The 18868-nt window shown below is 41.0% G+C and carries 15 protein-coding genes; 8 read left to right on the top strand and 7 right to left on the bottom strand.

Annotated features, from left to right (window positions below; translation table 11 throughout):
* Nucleotides 1-92: 92 nt before the first annotated feature.
* From ACXAFK_RS05065 to ACXAFK_RS05055, 3 genes are all read left to right on the top strand, one after another.
* Nucleotides 93-593, top strand: coding sequence for an RNA polymerase sigma factor (locus tag ACXAFK_RS05065; RefSeq protein WP_474957005.1), 501 nt, complete (start codon nt 93-95; stop codon nt 591-593).
* Nucleotides 594-658: 65 nt separating this feature from the next.
* Nucleotides 659-1573, top strand: coding sequence for a FecR family protein (locus tag ACXAFK_RS05060; RefSeq protein WP_474957004.1), 915 nt, complete (start codon nt 659-661; stop codon nt 1571-1573).
* Nucleotides 1551-4118, top strand: coding sequence for a TonB-dependent receptor (locus ACXAFK_RS05055; protein WP_474957003.1), 2568 nt, complete (start codon nt 1551-1553; stop codon nt 4116-4118). The genes ACXAFK_RS05060 and ACXAFK_RS05055 overlap by 23 nt, the downstream gene beginning before the upstream one ends.
* Nucleotides 4119-4276: 158 nt before the next feature.
* Here the strand turns inward: ACXAFK_RS05055 and argS are convergent, their stop codons facing one another.
* Complete coding sequence (gene argS, locus ACXAFK_RS05050) at nt 4277-6055, bottom strand: arginine--tRNA ligase (protein WP_474957002.1); 1779 nt, start codon at nt 6053-6055, stop codon at nt 4277-4279.
* Between the two features lie 106 nt (nt 6056-6161).
* Between argS and ACXAFK_RS05045 the strand changes: the two genes are divergently transcribed.
* The 4 genes from ACXAFK_RS05045 to ACXAFK_RS05030 all read left to right on the top strand — a co-directional run bounded on the left by ACXAFK_RS05045 (nt 6162) and on the right by ACXAFK_RS05030 (nt 10287).
* Nucleotides 6162-6515 (top strand): bleomycin resistance protein, encoded by a 354-nt coding sequence (locus ACXAFK_RS05045; RefSeq protein ID WP_224837456.1) that lies wholly within the window; start codon nt 6162-6164, stop codon nt 6513-6515.
* Between the two features lie 2 nt (nt 6516-6517).
* Nucleotides 6518-6943 carry a hypothetical protein gene (locus tag ACXAFK_RS05040; protein ID WP_224837455.1) on the top strand — a complete coding sequence of 142 codons (426 nt, stop codon included), beginning with the start codon at nt 6518-6520 and terminating at the stop codon, nt 6941-6943.
* Entirely contained in the window at nt 6940-8364 is a 1425-nt protein-coding gene (locus ACXAFK_RS05035) for an SDR family oxidoreductase (RefSeq protein WP_474957001.1), read from the top strand. Before ACXAFK_RS05040 ends, ACXAFK_RS05035 begins: the two co-directional genes overlap by 4 nt.
* A 285-nt stretch (nt 8365-8649) precedes the next feature.
* On the top strand, nt 8650-10287 hold the full coding sequence (locus tag ACXAFK_RS05030; RefSeq protein WP_474957000.1) for a peptidase associated/transthyretin-like domain-containing protein: 1638 nt from the start codon (nt 8650-8652) through the stop codon (nt 10285-10287).
* 256 nt (nt 10288-10543) lie between these two features.
* On the opposite strand, the gene ctlX is transcribed toward ACXAFK_RS05030, so the two are convergent.
* Together ctlX and ACXAFK_RS05020 are read right to left on the bottom strand one after the other, a co-directional pair.
* Nucleotides 10544-11485, bottom strand: a complete 942-nt coding sequence (gene ctlX, locus ACXAFK_RS05025; RefSeq protein WP_474956999.1) for a citrulline utilization hydrolase CtlX — start codon at nt 11483-11485, stop codon at nt 10544-10546.
* A 43-nt stretch (nt 11486-11528) separates the two neighbouring features.
* The gene (locus ACXAFK_RS05020; RefSeq protein ID WP_224837447.1) at nt 11529-12443 is read right to left on the bottom strand and encodes a dimethylarginine dimethylaminohydrolase family protein; all 915 of its coding nucleotides are present in this window, start codon (nt 12441-12443) and stop codon (nt 11529-11531) included.
* 281 nt (nt 12444-12724) lie between these two features.
* On the opposite strand from ACXAFK_RS05020, the gene ACXAFK_RS05015 reads away from it, so the two are divergent.
* On the top strand, nt 12725-13192 hold the full coding sequence (locus ACXAFK_RS05015; RefSeq protein WP_474956998.1) for a hypothetical protein: 468 nt from the start codon (nt 12725-12727) through the stop codon (nt 13190-13192).
* 67 nt (nt 13193-13259) lie between these two features.
* Here ACXAFK_RS05015 and ACXAFK_RS05010 read toward each other — a convergent pair whose 3' ends face one another.
* The 4 genes from ACXAFK_RS05010 to carA all read right to left on the bottom strand — a co-directional run bounded on the left by ACXAFK_RS05010 (nt 13260) and on the right by carA (nt 18845).
* The gene (locus tag ACXAFK_RS05010; RefSeq protein WP_474956997.1) at nt 13260-14543 is read right to left on the bottom strand and encodes a citrate synthase; all 1284 of its coding nucleotides are present in this window, start codon (nt 14541-14543) and stop codon (nt 13260-13262) included.
* Nucleotides 14544-14663: 120 nt separating this feature from the next.
* Nucleotides 14664-16202: a glycogen synthase gene (locus ACXAFK_RS05005; RefSeq protein ID WP_474956996.1), complete on the bottom strand. Its 1539-nt coding sequence runs from the start codon at nt 16200-16202 to the stop codon at nt 14664-14666.
* Between the two features lie 120 nt (nt 16203-16322).
* Entirely contained in the window at nt 16323-17615 is a 1293-nt protein-coding gene (eno, locus tag ACXAFK_RS05000) for a phosphopyruvate hydratase (protein ID WP_224837443.1), read from the bottom strand.
* A gap of 117 nt (nt 17616-17732) precedes the next feature.
* Nucleotides 17733-18845: a glutamine-hydrolyzing carbamoyl-phosphate synthase small subunit gene (gene carA, locus ACXAFK_RS04995; protein ID WP_474956995.1), complete on the bottom strand. Its 1113-nt coding sequence runs from the start codon at nt 18843-18845 to the stop codon at nt 17733-17735.
* Nucleotides 18846-18868: the final 23 nt, after the last annotated feature.

Genomic DNA, 18868 nt, shown 5'->3' with positions numbered 1-18868 from the left:
TAATTCAATATTGAAACAACACTCTAAAAAAAAACCCTACTTTTCCTTAAAATTTTTCAAATATATTTGGAGGGGTAAACAAATTCGGGTTTATGGACAATGTTTGTGAAGACCATATTTTTAGTGAAGTTTTTAAGACACACTCCAGTACTGTCTTTAATTTTATTTTCTACAAGTTCGGAAATGAGGAAAAGGCCCACGATGCCGTACAAGAGGCTTTTGTGAAACTTTGGCAGAACTGCGCCAAAGTTAGCCCCGACAAAGCTAAATCTTACGTTTACACCGTTGCCAACAATTTGTATTTGAATGTAATAAAAGCAGAAAAGGTAAGGTTAAAACATGCCGGCAGCCTGGTTAACGACCGCACCAATGAATCCCCTGAGTTCTTGATGGAAGAAAAAGAATACAAGGAAAAATTGGACAATGCATTGAACGCCCTTCCGGAAAACCAACGCACTACATTTTTATTGAACCGCGTGGATGGAAAAAAATATGCAGAAATTGCCGAATTGGAAGGTGTGAGCGTAAAAGCAATCGAAAAACGCATGCATTTGGCCCTTAAAAGTTTGCGCGAACATATCGACGGCATTTAATTTATTAATTAATAGGTAGGGTATTTTTTAGATCAGTTGTTTAAATAGAGTAAAGCATAGAAACCATGCAGGAAAATTATTTGGCAAAATGGCTTAGTGGAGAGCTTTCCGGTGAAGAACTCAGGGAATTTGAGAGTTCTCCGGAGTATGCTTCGTACCAAAAGCTCAAAAACGCTTCCGAGAAGTTAACAGCACCCGAATTTGATGCTGATCTTGCTTTGCAACGCTTAAAAGATGAACAAATTTACAATACTCCCAAGGTCATTACCCTTAACCCGTTCAAGAAATTTCTAAGAGTGGCAGCGGTTATCGCTGTTTTGATTGCTGGTTCGTATTTTTATATCAGCACAATTAACGAAAGCGTAAGAACCGAATTCGCCGAACGCTCCGAAGTTGTTCTGCCCGATAATTCAGAGGTTTTCCTTAACGCAGAATCCAGAATATCTTACAGTAAAAAGAATTGGGACAAAAACAGAAATATTGAACTGGAAGGCGAAGCTTTTTTTAAGGTTGCCAAAGGAAAAAAGTTTACTGTTTCCACAGAACATGGAGCTGTTACTGTTTTGGGAACCCAGTTCAATGTGGAAAATAGAGATGGCTTTTTTGAGGTAACCTGTTTCGAAGGGTTGGTCAGCGTAACCCATAACGAACAAGTTACCAAGCTACCTGCAGGTAGCGCTTTTATGGTGGTCAACGGTAAAATAGTGAACACGGTCATCCCAGAAGGCACTGTTCCATCTTGGATGAACAACGAAAGTAGTTTTGAAAGCATTCCTCTTACCTACGTCTTCGCCGAGCTGGAAAGGCAGTTCAACATTAAAGTAAGCACAAAAGACATCGACACAAACCTCTTATTTACAGGGTCTTTTAACAACACAGACCTAAATATGGCGTTAAAAAGTATAAGCACACCCTCCAAAACAAGATTTAAAATAGACGGAGACAACGTACTTTTTTATGCTGGGAACAAACTACAATAAGCATTTTGGGCTCATCTTAGGTTTACTGTTTTTTCTGTTTTGCCATGTTAATGCACAGGAAAAACAACCGACTTCCGTTGGCCTTATCCCGTATTTAAAAACCTTGGAAAATAGATTCGACGTAAAGTTCTCTTACATTGACAAGGATTTGGAAGGGCTCAATATTACTATTCCCGAGAACTTAAATACGCTAGGGCAAATCCTAACATTTATCGAAAGTACTTTCCATATAGACACGGAAAAATTGAATGATAGATACTACGCCATCACCAAAAACGACCGAGTGGATCTCTGTGGTGTGGTCTTGGATAATTTTGCCGAGAATACGGTAATAGGTGCCACTGTGGAAGTTTTAGGGACGAAAATCGCCAAAATAACTGATTCGGACGGTTCTTTTACATTGAGAAACATCCCCAGAAACAGTTCCCTAAAGATTAGATATCTTGGCTTTATCACCAAATATGTTCCCATAGAAAAGCTCTTGCAGCAAGGTGATTGCCCCAAAATATTATTGGCCCAATATTATGAGCAACTAGATGAAGTATTCGTTTATAAATATCTTACTTCTGGAATTATTAAAGAAAATGATGCGAGTATAACCTTGAACACTGCCGAATTCGGTATTCTACCCGGCCTGATCGAACCCGATATCCTGCAAACCGTTCAAGCTTTGCCAGGCATAAAAAGTATCGACGAAACCGTTTCCGATATCAATGTCCGAGGTGGCACGAACGACCAGAACCTTATTCTTTGGAATGGTATAAAAATGTATCAATCAGGGCACTTTTTTGGGTTGATTTCAGCCTTCAACCCATACCAGACAGATAAGGTCACCATCTACAAAAACGGAACACCATCCAATTTTGGCGATGGGGTAAGCAGTGTGATCCAAATGGAAACCGGCAATACCATAACCGAAACCTGGAAAGGTGGTGCAGGCTTTAATTTGATCAGTGGCGATGTTTACGCAGAAGTTCCCATTGCACCCAATTTGGGAATACAGTTCTCAGCACGTCGCTCTGCAACCGATTTTTTGAGTACTCCCACCTACAAACAGTTCATCAACAGAGCCTTTCAGGATAGTGAAATTACCCTGCAAAACAACAATATGGTAGATGATGAATTTGCTAGGGACGAAGATTTTTTCTTTTACGATTTTTCAGGAAAAATTCTTTATGACCTCAATAACGCGCACAAAATCAGACTGAGTGCCATTCATATTAAAAACAACTTAAAATTCGAAGAGACCAATATCGATGCCAACGAAACCAATGTTAGCCTATTAAAACAAGACAATATTTCCGTTGGAGGGCAATTGCAAAGCCAATGGACGGATAGGTTTACCTCCCACCTCAATCTATATTACTCCAAATATAATTTGGATGCACAAAATGTGTTCGCCAATCAGGTACAGCAATTGTTCCAGAACAATCAGGTCACCGAAAACGCACTAAAGTTCGATACCAACTATATGATGAACGATCAATTTAGTTGGAACAACGGTTACCAATATATTGAAACGGGGATCACAAATGCCACCATAATCAATCAACCGGATTTTAATAGCGAAATTAAAGGGGTTATCCGAACACATGCCCCCTATTCCCAGCTGAATTACAGTTCGCTCGACAATACGTTTGTTGGAAAAGTGGGAGCACGGTTCAATTTTGTGGAAAATCTGGACACTTTTAAAAAATTACTAATAGAGCCACGGCTCAATTTAAATTTTAAGCTGGCCAATTATGTAAGAGCCGAAATATTGGGCGAATTTAAAAGCCAGACCACAAATCAGGTGATAGATTTGGAGCAAAACTTTTTGGGTATCGAAAAACGACGATGGATCCTGTCCAACGATGATACACTACCGGTAACCAAGAGCAAGCAAGGTTCTGTTGGACTCAATTACGAAAAGAACAATTTTTATATCGGTATTGAAGGGTTTATCAAAAATGTGGATGGTATCAGTACAAGTACCCAAGGATTTCAGAACCCCTATCAGTTTTCCGGAGAAATTGGGAGTTACAAGGTTAAGGGACTAGAGTTTCTTATCAACAAAAAAGGGGACAATTATAGTACATGGTTGAGCTATGCGTACAACAAAAATGACTACACGTTCGATTCCATTGTACCTAAACGTTTCCCAAACAACTTGGATATTCGGCACACGGTCACATTTGCGAGCACCTACACCTACAAAAATCTAAAACTGAGTATGGGTATCAATTACCGAACGGGTAAGCCTTATACGGAACCTGTTGAGGGGGACGAAGGACTTGATGAAGAATTCTTTCCGCCCAGAATCAATTTTCAATCGCCAAACAATAGCCGTCTACCGGAATATTTTAGGGCCGATGCATCCGCCATCTATAATTTTTCGATAAGCAGGGCCATCCGTGCCAATGCAGGACTCTCCATTTTAAATATTACCAACCGAAGAAACACCCTGAACAAATACTATCGGGTAAACGAGGACAATGAAATTGAAACCATTGAAAATTTTTCTTTGGGTATTACGCCCAATGTGAGTTTTAGGGTTAGTTTTTAAATCGAGATTTTTCGATTGCGCCCTAAACGGCCTACGCAAATTTGTGAGCACTCAAATAATTCGCAAAAAATACCTAAAGCACTTTTATAAAACCATCGAATACGCTCAGGTTAGCTACTCAAAATAACAAAAGATGTCGTTCCGGCAAAAGTAAGTTGCTACATTCTCTCGGGCACATCGATACCCAACAGGCGGAAGGAAGATTGAATCACCTCGCCCACCTTCTTGGACAACAATACCCTAAAGGTTTTCTTTTGTTCGTCCGTTTCACCTAAAATGGAAACTTGTTGATAAAACGAGTTGAATTCCTTGACCAGTTCGTAGGTATAGTTGGCAATTAGTGCTGGACTATAGTTTTCTGCCGCCAACTGTACCGTTTCAGGGAACAATTGCAGCTGTTTCAATAGTTCCTTCTCCTTTTCGTGCAAATCCATTGTTATGTCGATCGCAGTCGAGAGATCAAAATCGGCCTTGCGCAAAATGGATTGTATCCTTGCATAGGTGTACTGGATAAACGGCCCTGTGTTTCCTTGAAAATCCACGGATTCCTCCGGGTTAAAAAGAATACGTTTTTTGGGATCTACTTTTAATATATAGTATTTAAGTGCCCCCAAACCTATGGTTCGGTACAATTGTTTTTTTTCTTCTTCGGTATAACCGTCGAGCTTGCCCAATTCTTGTGAAATGGATGCTGCGGTATCTTCCATATTTTTGATTAGGTCATCGGCATCCACAACGGTTCCTTCCCTACTCTTCATTTTGCCACTTGGCAAATCTACCATACCATAACTTAAATGGTACAGTTGTTCTGCCCATGCATAACCCAACTTTTTAAGAATAAGGAACAAGACCTTAAAATGATAATCTTGTTCGTTTCCCACTGTGTAGACCATTCCGTTGATATCCGGAAAATCGGTTACCCGTTGAATGGCGGTGCCGATATCCTGGGTCATGTATACCGCGGTACCATCCGAACGCAACACAATTTTCTCATCCAAGCCTTCATCGGTAAGATCTATCCAAACACTGCCATCCTCTTTTCTAAAGAAAATACCACGTTCCAATCCATCCTTTACCACATCACGCCCCAACAAATAGGTATCGCTCTCGTAGTACAGGGTATCAAAATCAACCCCCAAATTTTTGTAGGTAATATCGAAACCATCGTACACCCAACCGTTCATTTTTTTCCAAAGATGTACTACCTCATCATCGCCAGCTTCCCATTTACGAAGCATTTCCTGGGCTTCGAGCAATATTGGCGCTTCTTTCTCTGCTCTTTCCTTGGATATGCCCTTATCTACCAGACCGGTAATTTCTTCTTTATAGGCCTTATCAAAAGCAACATAGTACTTTCCGACCAAGTGATCGCCCTTTAAACCTGAAGACTCCGGCGTTTCTCCTTCACCAAACTTCTGCCAGGCCAGCATACTTTTGCAAATATGTATTCCCCGATCGTTAATGATCTGGGTTTTATAGACCTTTTTGCCCGAGGCTTTTAGAATCTCTGCCACGGAATACCCCAATAAGTTGTTCCGAATATGCCCCAAGTGTAATGGTTTGTTGGTGTTCGGGGACGAATACTCCACCATTACCGCATCATCGGACCTAGATGTTACATAACCAAAATCCACCTCGCCCAAAATGGTATTGAAGAAGTTTAAATAGTAGCTTTCTTCGATAACGATATTCAAAAAACCTTGGACCACATTGCATTTGGACACCTCGTCGACCTGCTCTACCAAGTAATCACCGATCTTTGTTCCAATCTGCACAGGATTACCCTTCACGTAGCGCAACATTGGGAATACCACTACGGTAATATCTCCTTCAAAATCCTTCCGGGTAGGTTGAAACTCCACTGTTGGCAGCTCAACTTGGTACAGTTGTTTTACCGCCTCGATCACGTTTTGGGTCAAATCGTTCTGCAAACTCATTTAAAAAGGCTTTTAAGGGCGCAAAACTACGCATTTTTTTGGGCTTTTTCCGTCATATGGATTGGTGTTGACCACATATAAATCGTATTTTTAAGAAAAACTATCTATGGATCATCTTCAACATGCCGCCCCTGTTTTGGCCTCAATGGACATCCATAAAACCGTGACTTTTTACAAAGAGAAATTGGGGTTTGATAAATCTGGCTGGATTGATGAAAACTATGCCGTAATTGGCAGGGACAAAGTGGAGATCCATTTTTGGAAATGCAACAACAAGATATTTCCAGAAAACACCAGTTGTTACATCTATGTTGAAAATGTGGACGGGCTCTACCTTGAAATGCAAAATTCCAAAGTTATCCACCCCAATGGCAGTCTAGAAGACAAACCTTGGGGAGTTCGAGAGTTTTCCATATTGGACATTGACGGCAACCTGATCCGATTTGGACAAAACCTTTAAACATGCTACTGAACGTTTCGTACAACGACAAAAAAATCATTCAAAAAATAAACGATGCCGTTGGTAAGCCATACCCATTAAAAGATCGTTTTGCCATGGGGGGCATTGGATCGCCAAAACTACACGTAACAGAAGCCAGTGTAGATATTTATAATTTGTTTGTTTTGGACAACAATACCAATACGTGCAATGTAGAAATGCGACCTAACGGCATAATCGTGCGGTTTCGCTCCCGATTGGAAACCTACGGGCTGGTAATACCCTATTACAAATTAAATATGTACAAAGGGGATATTGGCATTTATTCCATTTATATGGACCATTATTTTGTAAAGGTGCGTGCCGATACCAAAGCTATCCAACGTTATTTTAAAAAGTTAATGGATCATCGTGCGGAAAACCTACCTACAAATCTCGAAGACCTATGAAAATAGTACTGACAGGTGCCAATGGGTATATCGGTATGCGTCTATTGCCCCAACTTTTGGACATGGGCCACGAAGTGGTATGTGCCGTTCGGGATGAAAAAAGACTTTCGGTAGATAGTAAGATACGCTCCCGAATCCAAGTAGTTGAGATAGATTTTCTGGACATCCCTGAAGAACAAAAAATACCCCCCGATATTGATGCGGCCTATTACCTGATACACTCCATGACCTCCTCTGTTACCGATTTTGATGAAAAGGAGGCCCAGGCCGCTAAAAACTTTAATAAAATTATTGAAAAAACCCAGTGCGAACAGGTGATCTACCTGAGCGGGATCGTAAATAACGAAGAACTCTCCAAACATTTAAGTTCCAGGAAAAATGTGGAGGACATACTATATCGGGGCAATTTTAAACTTACCGTGCTCCGAGCCGGGATCATTGTAGGCTCGGGCAGTTCCTCTTTTGAGATTATTCGAGATCTCTGCGAAAAACTGCCGGTTATGATCACGCCCAAATGGGTACTTACCAAAACACAGCCCATAGCCATTCGCGATGTGATCCAATTTCTGACCATGGTATTGGGCAATAAGCAAACCTACGACGAATCTTTTGATATAGGTGGGCCAGATGTTCTTACTTACAAGGATATGCTCCAACGCTACGCAAAGGTCCGTGGCTTTAAAAACTGGATATTCACCGTTCCGGTAATGACACCTAAACTATCCTCCTATTGGCTTTATTTTGTTACCTCTACTTCGTACAAATTGGCCACAAATCTTGTGGATAGCATGAAAATGGAAGTCGTGGCAAAGGACAATCGATTACAGCAAATGTTGGCACTAAAAACCCACACTTATGAAGAAGCCATTGATCTGGCCTTTAAGAAAATTGAACAGAATCTGGTAATAAGTAGTTGGAAGGACAGCATAGCTAGCGGGCAAATACAGGAAGATCTCGAAAATTATATCCAAGTACCTAAATTCGGGGTGCTACAAGATAAAAAATCCATTAAAATTACAAACGAAGGAGCTGTTTTGGACAACATTTGGCGAATTGGTGGTGAAAATGGGTGGTATTATGGCAATTGGCTGTGGAAAATCCGTGGTTTTTTGGATAAATTGGTCGGAGGTCCGGGGCTACGACGTGGACGAACCCATCTTGATAAAATTTTTCCCGGTGATGCCCTGGATTTTTGGAGAGTGCTTTTAGCCGACAAAAAAAACAAACGTTTGCTCCTTTTTGCAGAAATGCGAACCCCTGGGGAAGCATGGCTAGAATTTAGGATCAAGGACAACATTCTGTACCAAACTGCCACGTTCCGACCGAAAGGATTATTGGGTCGCCTGTATTGGTATTCCGTACTACCCTTTCACCTCTTCATTTTTGGGAATATGATAAAGAATATTGCAAAAACTGATTGACCCCAGTGTTTAGACCTTAAATGTTGCTCAACGTACTTTTCACCAAAAGAAACACAACAATTAATCTCATTTCAAACTAAGAAAATTAAGAGGTTTCAAGTTCGAGAGCAATGATCAAACCATACTGCTGTCCGTTCGACTACGCTCAGGGATCCATCCATGAGCGAGAAAATATAGATGGTTCTATAATAGGAACAATCCTTATCAAAAACCATAAATCTTTCTCCATTGCCCCTATCTCCCTACACCTAACTTTAAACACATACATTGTTAAAATACTACTAAGTGCCACTACTATTCGCGGAATTTTTGGCACTTTGTCACAAAATTCATTTCGGCTCGTCTAACAAGCAGGCAACCTTTTCCATCCAAGAGGCGTCTATTTTTAATGAAACCATACATCACAATATGTCCATAAAACCTATTTACTACCTTTCCATTTTTAGCATTTTTACAGGGTTTACATCAATGGCACAGACCATTAGTTCTCGTTTGGTGGATGCCAAGACCCAAAAAGGAATTCCCTATGCCACTGTTCAATATGGAGAATATAACGGGGTTATAACGAACGAAGAAGGCAGGTTCAGTTTTGTTTTGGAGGATGGCATTTCCAGGCCCGATTCGATCTATATTACCTCGATGGGGTATGAAAAAAAAGGTTTCGCCCTAGAGCAAATGCAAGACAGTGTGATCACATTAAATGCCAGGGCCATTGAACTTAGCGGAGTCTATGTTTTCGACAAGGAACTGGAGGTGGACGACATTATTGAAAAAATGATCGAGAACATTTCCAAAAACGTGAACAAGGAAACCATTAAACAACGCTTCTTCCTTAGGAAATCGGAACTGGCCAACATGCAAAAAGTGGATTTTGGTTTTGAGAAATCCACCATAAAAGAGTTGAACAAAGAGCTTATGGACAGTATAGCCAGGGCCATTCCACAACATGCTTCACATTACACAGAAAGTTTTGGGGATCTTTATAAAAACGATACGGAGTACAAACTCAACATAATAAAAGCGGCCGATCTTTACGATAAAAAAGATGTGGGTTCCTTTGAAGATCTGGCCGAACACATGGAGGATATATTTAAACAGAATGTAAAACCGGGATCCTATCTTAAAATTAAATCGGGCATTTTCAGTGAAAAAATCCAAGTGGATTCCATTTTGGACACTATGGACGACGAACGGATGGAGCAAGTTGAAAAAGTGAAAGCTCAGGTAAAAAAAGACAGTGTTTCTGGATTGGTGGACAGTCAACGCTGGCAGTTTGAGGAAATGTTGAGTCAATTGTATTACAAAGAGGATACCAAGCTGGACTTTGTGGAAAAACCCAACCGCTACGAATTTCAACTGGCGGGTTATGCGGAAATAGACAATGCAGGGGTCTACGTGATAGACTTTTGGCCCAAACGGAGCAGTGCGGACTTTAAAGGTCGCCTATTCATCAACATTGAGGATTATGCCATTATGCGGCTCGACTTTACCAATACCCAACGCCTCCGCAATTTTAGGTTGCTGGGTATTACCTACCGCAAAACCATGTACAAGGGAACCATGCGCTTTGCTAAATTGCCCACTGGCAAATACGATCTTCAGTTTATGGATTTATCCGATGGTAGATATTTTGGCGTTGACCGTCCGTTAAAAGTCGTGGAAAAAAACAAACACGTAAAAGGCCGCCGTAAGCAAAACGAATTAAAGTTGAACATTGATTTCCGTATGAACATGACCACCAAATATGAACTCGTAGTGTTCGAGCAAGATAATATTTCCAAATCCGAATTCACATCTTACAAAGAGGATAAAACAGTGCGGGCCACCTATATGCCCCGTTACAATCCTGAGTTTTGGAACGGTTACAATATTATGGAACCCAACCAGGCCATTCGTGGTTTTACGGTTGAAGAGGAAGATTAGTTATGAGTTTTGGGTTAAGAGTTCTGAGTTTCCAAACTACAAATTTGGGATAAAGGGACTTCCATGTTTTTATCTCTTGACTTTATATACCTTCTAGTTCATCATGATAAGGTGTCATTTCGAAATGAGACGCGAATGCAGTGATTGAGAAATCATTACTGTTTTTTAGATTTCTCACTCTGCTTTCAGTCGGTTCGAAATGACACTATACATTTTCGATTCCGCTCAGGAACCATCTGGAAATGAAACTGAGGCACTATGCCTTTGGCAAAAAAACTTCGGCCATCATACAACGTGCACTGCCGCCTCCGCAAGTCTCAATGGTATCAAGGGAACTGTGTACAATGCCACAATGCTTTTCGATAGCATTGATCTGTTGTGTGGTCAGGCTTTTGTACGCCTGGGTACTCATTACCATAAATCGTCGGTCGTTGGAGCCCACAACTTGGAGCATGTTCCCTGCAAAATGGTACATCTGTTCTTCGGTGATCTTAATGATTTCCTTTCCATCCATCTTTAGGTGTTCCACGACACTTTTTCTTTCTTTCTTGTCATCGATACAATCCAAACAGATTACAGCAAAGGTCTCCGCCATGGCCATCATTACATTGGTGTGATAAATGGGCAATCGCTTGTTGTCCACAGTTTGGTTCGCATGAAAAATCACGGGAAAACAATCAAAATCTTCGCAAAATTCTATAAATAGCTCTTCGTGGGCTCGCTCGGACAAAGCACAATAGGCCTTTTGATTTATGCGGTCCATTAGTATGCTCCCAGTGCCTTCCAAATACACGCCCTCTTCCTCGGCAGATGTATAATCCATAACATTGTTGATCACAAATCCGTTCTGTTCCAACAACTCAAATATATCCTCTCTACGTTCTCTTCTTCGGTTTTCGGCAAACATCGGGTATACACATACTGTTCCACTATCGTGAAAGGACACCCAGTTATTTGGAAAAATAGAGTCTGGTGTATCCTGCTCCATATTATCATCTATGGTCAATACATTTACGCCCTGCTCCCGAAGCACCTTTACAAATTGATCAAACTCCTCTTGTGCCTTTAGGTTGATTTCGGCTTTTTTTAAATCCGGATCTTCTTGAAAATAATTGTTGACCGCTGTTTGTTCGTTCATCCTAAAATTAACCGGACGAACCATAAGAATGGTATTGGTAATCTGATTTCTCAATTGCATGAAGTTTTTTGTTGTTCCCCGCAAAAGGGATTATTCTACTAATTTACGCTCTTACCAAAGGCATGGTGCTACAACGTAACAGCCCCTCCTGTTTGGCAATCTCGGCATAGGGAATTTCTTCCACGGTAAAACCATGGTCACGAAGCCAATTGTTGAGTCTGGTAAAGCTTTTTTCGGATACCACTACCTCTGGCGATATGGAGAAAACATTACTGAACATTTGGTACATTTCCTCTTTATCTATATCAAAAATGTTTTCTGGACCAAAAAAATCAACCAAATATTGATATTCTTCCTCTACCAAAAAACCGTTTTTGTGCAAAATAGCTTTGTCCTTTCCAACAGGTTGAAAACAACAATCCAGATGCAGGGCATTTTCCTTGGGATCGGTATTGGATTTACGCAGTTCGAAAGATTTTACGGTCTTATGTGGAAACATATCGCGAATAAACTCAACTGCCTCAATATTTGTTCGTGCCGTAATATAGCTAGCATAGTCCGGGCCGGTGTAGGTTCCAATAAAAATATGATCGTTCCACGGCATTACGTCACCACCTTCAATATGCACCTCTTCCGGCGGCCTAATTATTTTATTGGGGTCAATTATATCCAGCACATTATGTATGGCCTCAAATTCCTGCTCTCGATCGGGCAAAATATTGGCATGGAACAATTTGTCCTCTATTACAAAAGCAATATCCCTTGCAAAAATTTGGTTGCAATCTTGGAGGACTTCCGGTCGATATACCTTTACCCCGTACTTGGCAAAAACCTGGGCAAAGGCCTCCATTTCTTTGATCATATCCTCTTCTTTGGGGTAAGTGCCCGCTTTGATATGTTCAATTGATTTTGGATCGTAGGCTTCATCAATAGTGGGTACAGGTCCATTGCTTTGTGCCGTTCCCAGTATAACCTCTTTTAGTGCACTGGTCTCGTTGACCACGTTTAGTTTAATCATATAAGGTTTTTTATGGGTCAAAAATCATAGATGACCACCCTAAAGTAGTGTCCTTTAGAGTATGAGGGCAAATCTAGTGTTTTACTTGATTTTTTTGCCCTGACAAAATCAAAAATTCTTTACTGAATACACGGTAGAAATATTAAATCAACAAAATGATGTTATTCCATACGAAATTGTTTATCAAATGCTTAAAAATACCTTTGAAACCAAAAAACTAACAATTATCAGTTTTTCAATAAATTATATTGACTACATTTGCATTAAGATTTTTCCTACTTATGAAAAAACTACTACTTACATCAGCTATTTTAGCTACCTTATTCATTGTTATGGGAAGTATGCATGCGTTCCAAAAAATGAATGATGTCCGTTTATCTTCCAAACCTGATGCCGATCTACCTTTTGAAGGACAATCCTCCATCAAATACAACGATTGTATTACAGATGCTGATCTACCCACTGAACTACATGGGCATATTCAAAAATTATATGAGCTTCAGTTGGATAGTTCAATTTCTAAAATAGATGCTTCTATAAAAAAGTTTGGGAGATCCATGGACGCTACCTTAAAGAATCTAAGCACGGTGGATGCGCATGAATATATCCATCAGTCCTTTGAAAAATCCAAGCACATTATTGCCAATAAAGATATATCCGACCTACAGAAATATTATCATTTGGAAATTATGCGAATTTGCTACGAAAGGGACAAATCGTTGAACCATAATGCCGCAGGCATGTTGTAGTTTAAAGGTTTACCCTATATAAAAAGGGGCGAAACCGCCCCTTTTAATTTTTGTATTGTCCCAAATCTTACCTTTTTTCCAAAGGAACAAAACTTCTTAGGTTTTCTCCTATGTATACCTGTCTTGGCCTTCCGATGGGCTCTTTTCTCAAACGCATTTCTCTCCATTGTGCTATCCAGCCGGGCAGTCTGCCCAACGCGAACATTACGGTAAACATTTCTGTAGGTATGCCCAACGCCCGATAAATGATACCGGAATAAAAGTCCACGTTTGGATATAATTTTCTATCCACAAAGTACTGATCTTCCAATGCTTCTTTTTCCAGACCTTTGGCTATGTCCAAAATAGGATCTTCGATACCTAGATTGCCCAACACTTCGTCTGCGGATTTTTTAATGATCTTGGCCCTTGGGTCAAAGTTTTTGTATACACGGTGTCCAAAGCCCATCAAACGGAAGGGATCGTCCTTATCCTTGGCTTTGGCCATATATTTTTTAGTATCGCCTCCATCGGCCTCTATAGCCTCGAGCATTTCTAAAACCGCTTGGTTGGCCCCCCCGTGCAATGGTCCCCAAAGTGCAGAAATGCCTGCGGACAGCGATGCGAACAATCCGGCGTGCGAAGAACCAACAATACGAACTGTAGAAGTTGAGCAGTTTTGCTCGTGATCAGCGTGTAAAATCAAAAGTTTGTCTAGGGCATCAATGGCAATAGGGTCTCTTTTATACTCTTGATTAGGTCTTTTGAACATCATTTTATGGATGTTCTCAACATACCCCAGGGAATCGTCTCCATAATCCAACGGAAGACCTTTTTTCTTGCGCATGGCCCAAGCGACCAACACCGGGAACTTGGCCAAAATACGGACTATGGAATTGTACATGGCGGATTCCGAGGATACATCTACGCAAGATGGATTGAACGCCACCAAAGCACTGGTCAATGAGGATAACACCCCCATTGGGTGAGCCGATTTTGGAAAGCCATCCAAGATTTTCTTCATTTCTTCATCAACTTGGGACTCTTCCTTGATATCGCTATGGAATTTCTCCAATTGTTCTTTATTAGGCAGTTCACCAAATATTAATAGGTAGGCTACTTCCAAAAAGTCGGCTTTCTCTGCTAAATCTTCAATGGAATATCCACGATATCTTAAAATACCTTGCTCGCCATCCAAAAAAGTAATGGCACTTTCGCACGAGCCCGTATTTTTATATCCGGGGTCTATCGTCACCATTCCTGTTACGGCCCTCAAGGTTTTAATATCTATGGCCAATTCATCTTCAGTACCTTTGATCACAGGGAATTCATACCTTTCTCCCCCATATTCGAGTATAGCTTTATCCGACATTTTATATTTTAATAGATTAGTAAAAATTGATTGCGAAAATTACGAAAAAGCACTGCCATTAACAATTTACAGACCCTTTTTGTGCTGATATTAACGCTAAAATGATATAGGAAAAATAACCTAATCCAATTTATAGAGCAGTTTGTAATACTCGTCCGCTGATTTCTTCCATGTAAAACGTTTTCTACGCGCAGCGGATTGGATTTTTTTCCAGGTAGGTTTGTCGTTTTCGAACACATTTAGTGCCTCATCCAGAGTCTGGATCATGCTGGAAATTTTCTCGTCGTAGCTTTCCCCATCAAAGGCAAAACCGGTTTTCATGTGTTCAACGGTATCCTTTAGCCCCCCGGTATGGTGCACAAGGCATGGATTTCCGTTCCGCATGGCCAACATCTGGCTAATTCCACAAGGTTCAAACAGACTGGGCATGAAATACAGGTCCGATTCCAAATAAATGGAATCGATCAACTTTTCCGACTGACCATTGGTGAAAATAAAGTTTTTGTGCTCGTAGCTCAATTTTCTAAAAAGCTCTTCGTATTCCGGTGCACCCGTTCCCAACAGCATAAAAATTCCGTCGACTTTCTCCAATCGTTTCAAAATTTCTACAAATGCTTCGGGAGATCGCATAAAAAAGTAAAACTTTTGCTCGGTCAACCGTGCCACACTCGAAGCGATGAACTTAGGGTTTTCGTCCACATATGCCATTATTTTCTCCCCGGTGTGTGCCAAAAAATCGGCCTTGTATTTTTTGGATTCCTCTTGCAACCATCTAAACAAAGCCTTTACCGTATTGCGATAAATATTTCCTTTCTTCTCCTTGTTGATGTTCTTATAATTACATCCGTTCAAAATACCGAACAAACGTCCTTCTTGATCCGCTTTCTGTAGGTCTTTTTCCAACCCTTCGCCACCAATAAACTCTGGTGGGGAACTTGGTAGTAGCACATCTTCTTTATAGGATGGTGAAACGGTATGGACAGCATCTGCAAATCGAATACCTACGGCCATAAGGTTAATGCAATCCTGATATCGGTAATCCATCAACTTTTGATAGTCCAACGGTACACTGGGGAACCAATTTTTTACCGAAGAATAATTACCATCGAACGGACGAATTCCCTGTATTGCCAAATTGTGGATGCTATACACTATGCGTATGTCCTTTAAATTGGTATACTCTATGTGATATTCCCTTAAGAACAAAAGCAGACTGGAATGCCAATCGTGTAAATGTACAATGTCCACATCGCCAAAGGCACCTTGCTTTATGGCTTCTGCAACCGCTGTACAAAATATAATGTATTTAATGGCGTCGGTGTAAAACGGCTCTTCTGGGTCGTTGTGGTAGATGTGTGCAATATCTCCAGCTTCTATCTCAGGATGATGGAGCACATAATGAAATATATTGGGAAATTCTTTTTTAGGTTTTACTTCGTACAACTCCGCAGTGTAGGCCATGCCCCGCAATGAAAAATTCAGGGTAGTTCGTGGCAATCCCCCATGATGAAGTCTAGAATAGGCCGGAACTACCACGTGCACTTTATCTCCACGCTCCGAAATTTGTCTCGGTACATCGCGAACCACATCGCCCATGCCCCCGGCTTTACAGTTTTCCAAAGCATCGTTTTCGGCGGCGACAAAAAGAAAGTTGTTCATGTAGGAGAATTTGATATGGTAGTTTAGTGCACCCTTAATTTAACCAAAGTTTGTTACTGAAACAAAAAAAAGCCTTTCCGAAACGGAAAAGGCTTTTTTAATGCTAAGTAATCATTATGATTATTTTACTTTGAATGCTTTTTCTTGTGGATAGTAGGCCACATCTCCCAACTCTTCTTCAATTCTCAACAGCTGGTTGTATTTGGCCATACGATCACTTCGAGAAGCGGAACCGGTCTTGATCTGACCTGTGTTCAAAGCTACTGCCAAATCGGCAATGGTATTGTCTTCGGTTTCACCAGATCTATGGGACATTACGGAAGTATACCCTGCATTCTTGGCCATATTTACGGCTGCAATGGTTTCCGTTAATGTACCTATTTGATTTACTTTGATCAAAATAGAATTGGCAATACCGTTCTCGATACCACGGGACAAACGCTCTACGTTGGTCACGAATAGATCATCGCCTACCAATTGTACCTTATCACCGATTTTGTCGGTCAGCATCTTCCAACCGTCCCAATCGTTCTCGTCCATTCCGTCTTCTATGGATATTATTGGATATTTTTCGCAAAGATCGGCCAAGTATTGGGCCTGTTCTTCGGATGTTCTGACCATTCCTTTATCTCCTTCGAACTTGGTATAATCGTATTTGCCGTCCACATAGAATTCCGCAGATGCGCAATCCAATGCGATCATGATTTCATCACCCAATTTGTAGCCTGCTTTTTCCACCGCTTTTCCGATAGTATCCAAAGCATCTTCGGTACCACCTTCCAAGGTTGGGGCGAACCCTCCTTCATCTCCCACTGCAGTACTCAAATTACGATCGTGCAATACTTTTTTAAGGTTATGGAAAATCTCTGTCCCCATTTGCATGGCATGGCTAAAATCCTTGGCCTTAACGGGCATCACCATAAACTCTTGGAACGCAATGGGAGCATCGGAGTGCGAACCTCCATTTATAATGTTCATCATTGGAACTGGAAGTGTGTTGGCACTTACGCCGCCCACGTAACGGTACAACGGCATACCCAATTCATTGGCTGCTGCTTTGGCCACTGCCAAGGAAACCCCTAGTATGGCATTTGCTCCCAATTTTGATTTGTTCGGCGTGCCATCCAGCTCGATCATTGTCTGGTCGATGTAATTCTGTTCAAAAACAGAAGTACCGATCAATTCTTCGGCTATCAGGGTATTTACATTGTTTACTGCATTACCTACTCCTTTACCCATAAAGGAATTGCCACCATCGCGCAACTCAACGGCTTCATGCTCTCCGGTAGAGGCTCCAGAAGGCACTGCCGCCCTTCCCATAATTCCATTTTCTGTTACGACATCTACTTCTACTGTCGGGTTCCCTCTGGAATCCAATATCTGTCTTGCATGAATGTTGATAATGATGCTCATTTTACTACTATATTTTTAGTTGTGATTATTGGGCTAAGATACAAAAGGTGCTGTTTTTAATTCCATGATAATCCTCACAAAACGCACATATTTACTTAAAAATAAAACTATATCGTTTTAGTTTTTCCTAGCCTTGATCAAATCAAAGAACTGGTCGAACAAATAATCTGCATCGTGTGGACCTGGGCTTGCTTCTGGGTGATATTGTACCGAGAAAACATCTTTGTTCTTCATTTTTATTCCTGCCACCGTCTGGTCGTTCAAATGGGTATGTGTAATCTCCAGTTCGGCGTTGGCCTCTGTCTCTTCCCTGTTCACGGCAAATCCATGGTTTTGGGAAGTAATCTCACCCTTACCGGTCATTAAATTTAGTATCGGGTGGTTGATTCCCCTGTGGCCATTGTGCATTTTATAGGTGGATACTCCGTTTGCCAATGCCAATACTTGGTGCCCCAAACAGATTCCGAACAATGGTTTGTCGGAAGCAATCATTTGTTTGGTTGCTGTAACGGCATCTGTCAAAGGCTCTGGGTCACCTGGTCCGTTAGATATAAAATATCCATCGGGGTTCCATTCCTTCATTTCCGAATACGACGTGTTGTATGGGAAGACTTTAATGTACGCTCCTCTTTTTGCCAGGTTTCTAAGGATATTCTTTTTGATTCCGATATCCAAAGCGGAAATTTTAATATCCGCATTTTCATCTCCATAAAAATATGGTTCTTTTGTGGATACTTTGGAAGATAGTTCCAGACCTTCCATGCTTGGCACTTGCTTCAACTCTTCTTTTAGAGCTTCGATTTCGTCAACTCTAGTGGAAATCAATGCGTTCATGGCTCCATTGTCCCTTATGTAGCTTACCAAAGCACGGGTATCTACATCGGAGATGGCCAAAAGGTTGTTGTTGTCCAAGAAATCCAAAAGGCTCATAGTGGCATCTGGTCTTGAATATTCGTAACTGAAATTTTTACAGATCAGACCTGCAATCTTAACAGAATCCGATTCCACTTCGTCCAAATGGGCTCCGTAATTGCCAATGTGCGCGTTAGTGGTCACCATTAATTGTCCGTAATAGGATGGATCGGTAAAAATCTCTTGATAACCGGTCATCCCGGTGTTGAAACATACTTCTCCTACTGCGGTACCTTCTCTACCTCCGACTGCCTTTCCATAAAAAATGGTTCCATCGGCCAACAAAATCAACGCTTTTTTCTTTGTGTGATACTTCATTTCGTGCTCTAGTTTCAGTTATG

Source organism: Flagellimonas sp. ABD4_174 (assembly GCF_056160185.1).
Note: the sequence above shows the minus strand (reverse complement) of the source record. Positions and strands in the feature narration are given on the sequence as shown.

What these genes read in the sequence shown, in the direction of transcription:
- eno (WP_224837443.1), bottom strand. Translation starts at nt 17,615, where the DNA reads ATGAGCATCATTATCAACATTCATGCAAGACAGATATTGGATTCCAGA.
- ACXAFK_RS05010 (WP_474956997.1), bottom strand. Translation starts at nt 14,543, where the DNA reads ATGTCGGATAAAGCTATACTCGAATATGGGGGAGAAAGGTATGAATTC.
- ACXAFK_RS05020 (WP_224837447.1), bottom strand. Translation starts at nt 12,443, where the DNA reads ATGATTAAACTAAACGTGGTCAACGAGACCAGTGCACTAAAAGAGGTT.
- ACXAFK_RS05005 (WP_474956996.1), bottom strand. Translation starts at nt 16,202, where the DNA reads ATGAACAACTTTCTTTTTGTCGCCGCCGAAAACGATGCTTTGGAAAAC.
- ACXAFK_RS05015 (WP_474956998.1), top strand. Translation starts at nt 12,725, where the DNA reads ATGAAAAAACTACTACTTACATCAGCTATTTTAGCTACCTTATTCATT.
- ACXAFK_RS05060 (WP_474957004.1), top strand. Translation starts at nt 659, where the DNA reads ATGCAGGAAAATTATTTGGCAAAATGGCTTAGTGGAGAGCTTTCCGGT.
- ACXAFK_RS05065 (WP_474957005.1), top strand. Translation starts at nt 93, where the DNA reads ATGGACAATGTTTGTGAAGACCATATTTTTAGTGAAGTTTTTAAGACA.
- ACXAFK_RS05045 (WP_224837456.1), top strand. Translation starts at nt 6,162, where the DNA reads ATGGATCATCTTCAACATGCCGCCCCTGTTTTGGCCTCAATGGACATC.
- ACXAFK_RS05035 (WP_474957001.1), top strand. Translation starts at nt 6,940, where the DNA reads ATGAAAATAGTACTGACAGGTGCCAATGGGTATATCGGTATGCGTCTA.
- ACXAFK_RS05055 (WP_474957003.1), top strand. Translation starts at nt 1,551, where the DNA reads ATGCTGGGAACAAACTACAATAAGCATTTTGGGCTCATCTTAGGTTTA.
- ACXAFK_RS05040 (WP_224837455.1), top strand. Translation starts at nt 6,518, where the DNA reads ATGCTACTGAACGTTTCGTACAACGACAAAAAAATCATTCAAAAAATA.
- ctlX (WP_474956999.1), bottom strand. Translation starts at nt 11,485, where the DNA reads ATGCAATTGAGAAATCAGATTACCAATACCATTCTTATGGTTCGTCCG.
- argS (WP_474957002.1), bottom strand. Translation starts at nt 6,055, where the DNA reads ATGAGTTTGCAGAACGATTTGACCCAAAACGTGATCGAGGCGGTAAAA.
- carA (WP_474956995.1), bottom strand. Translation starts at nt 18,845, where the DNA reads ATGAAGTATCACACAAAGAAAAAAGCGTTGATTTTGTTGGCCGATGGA.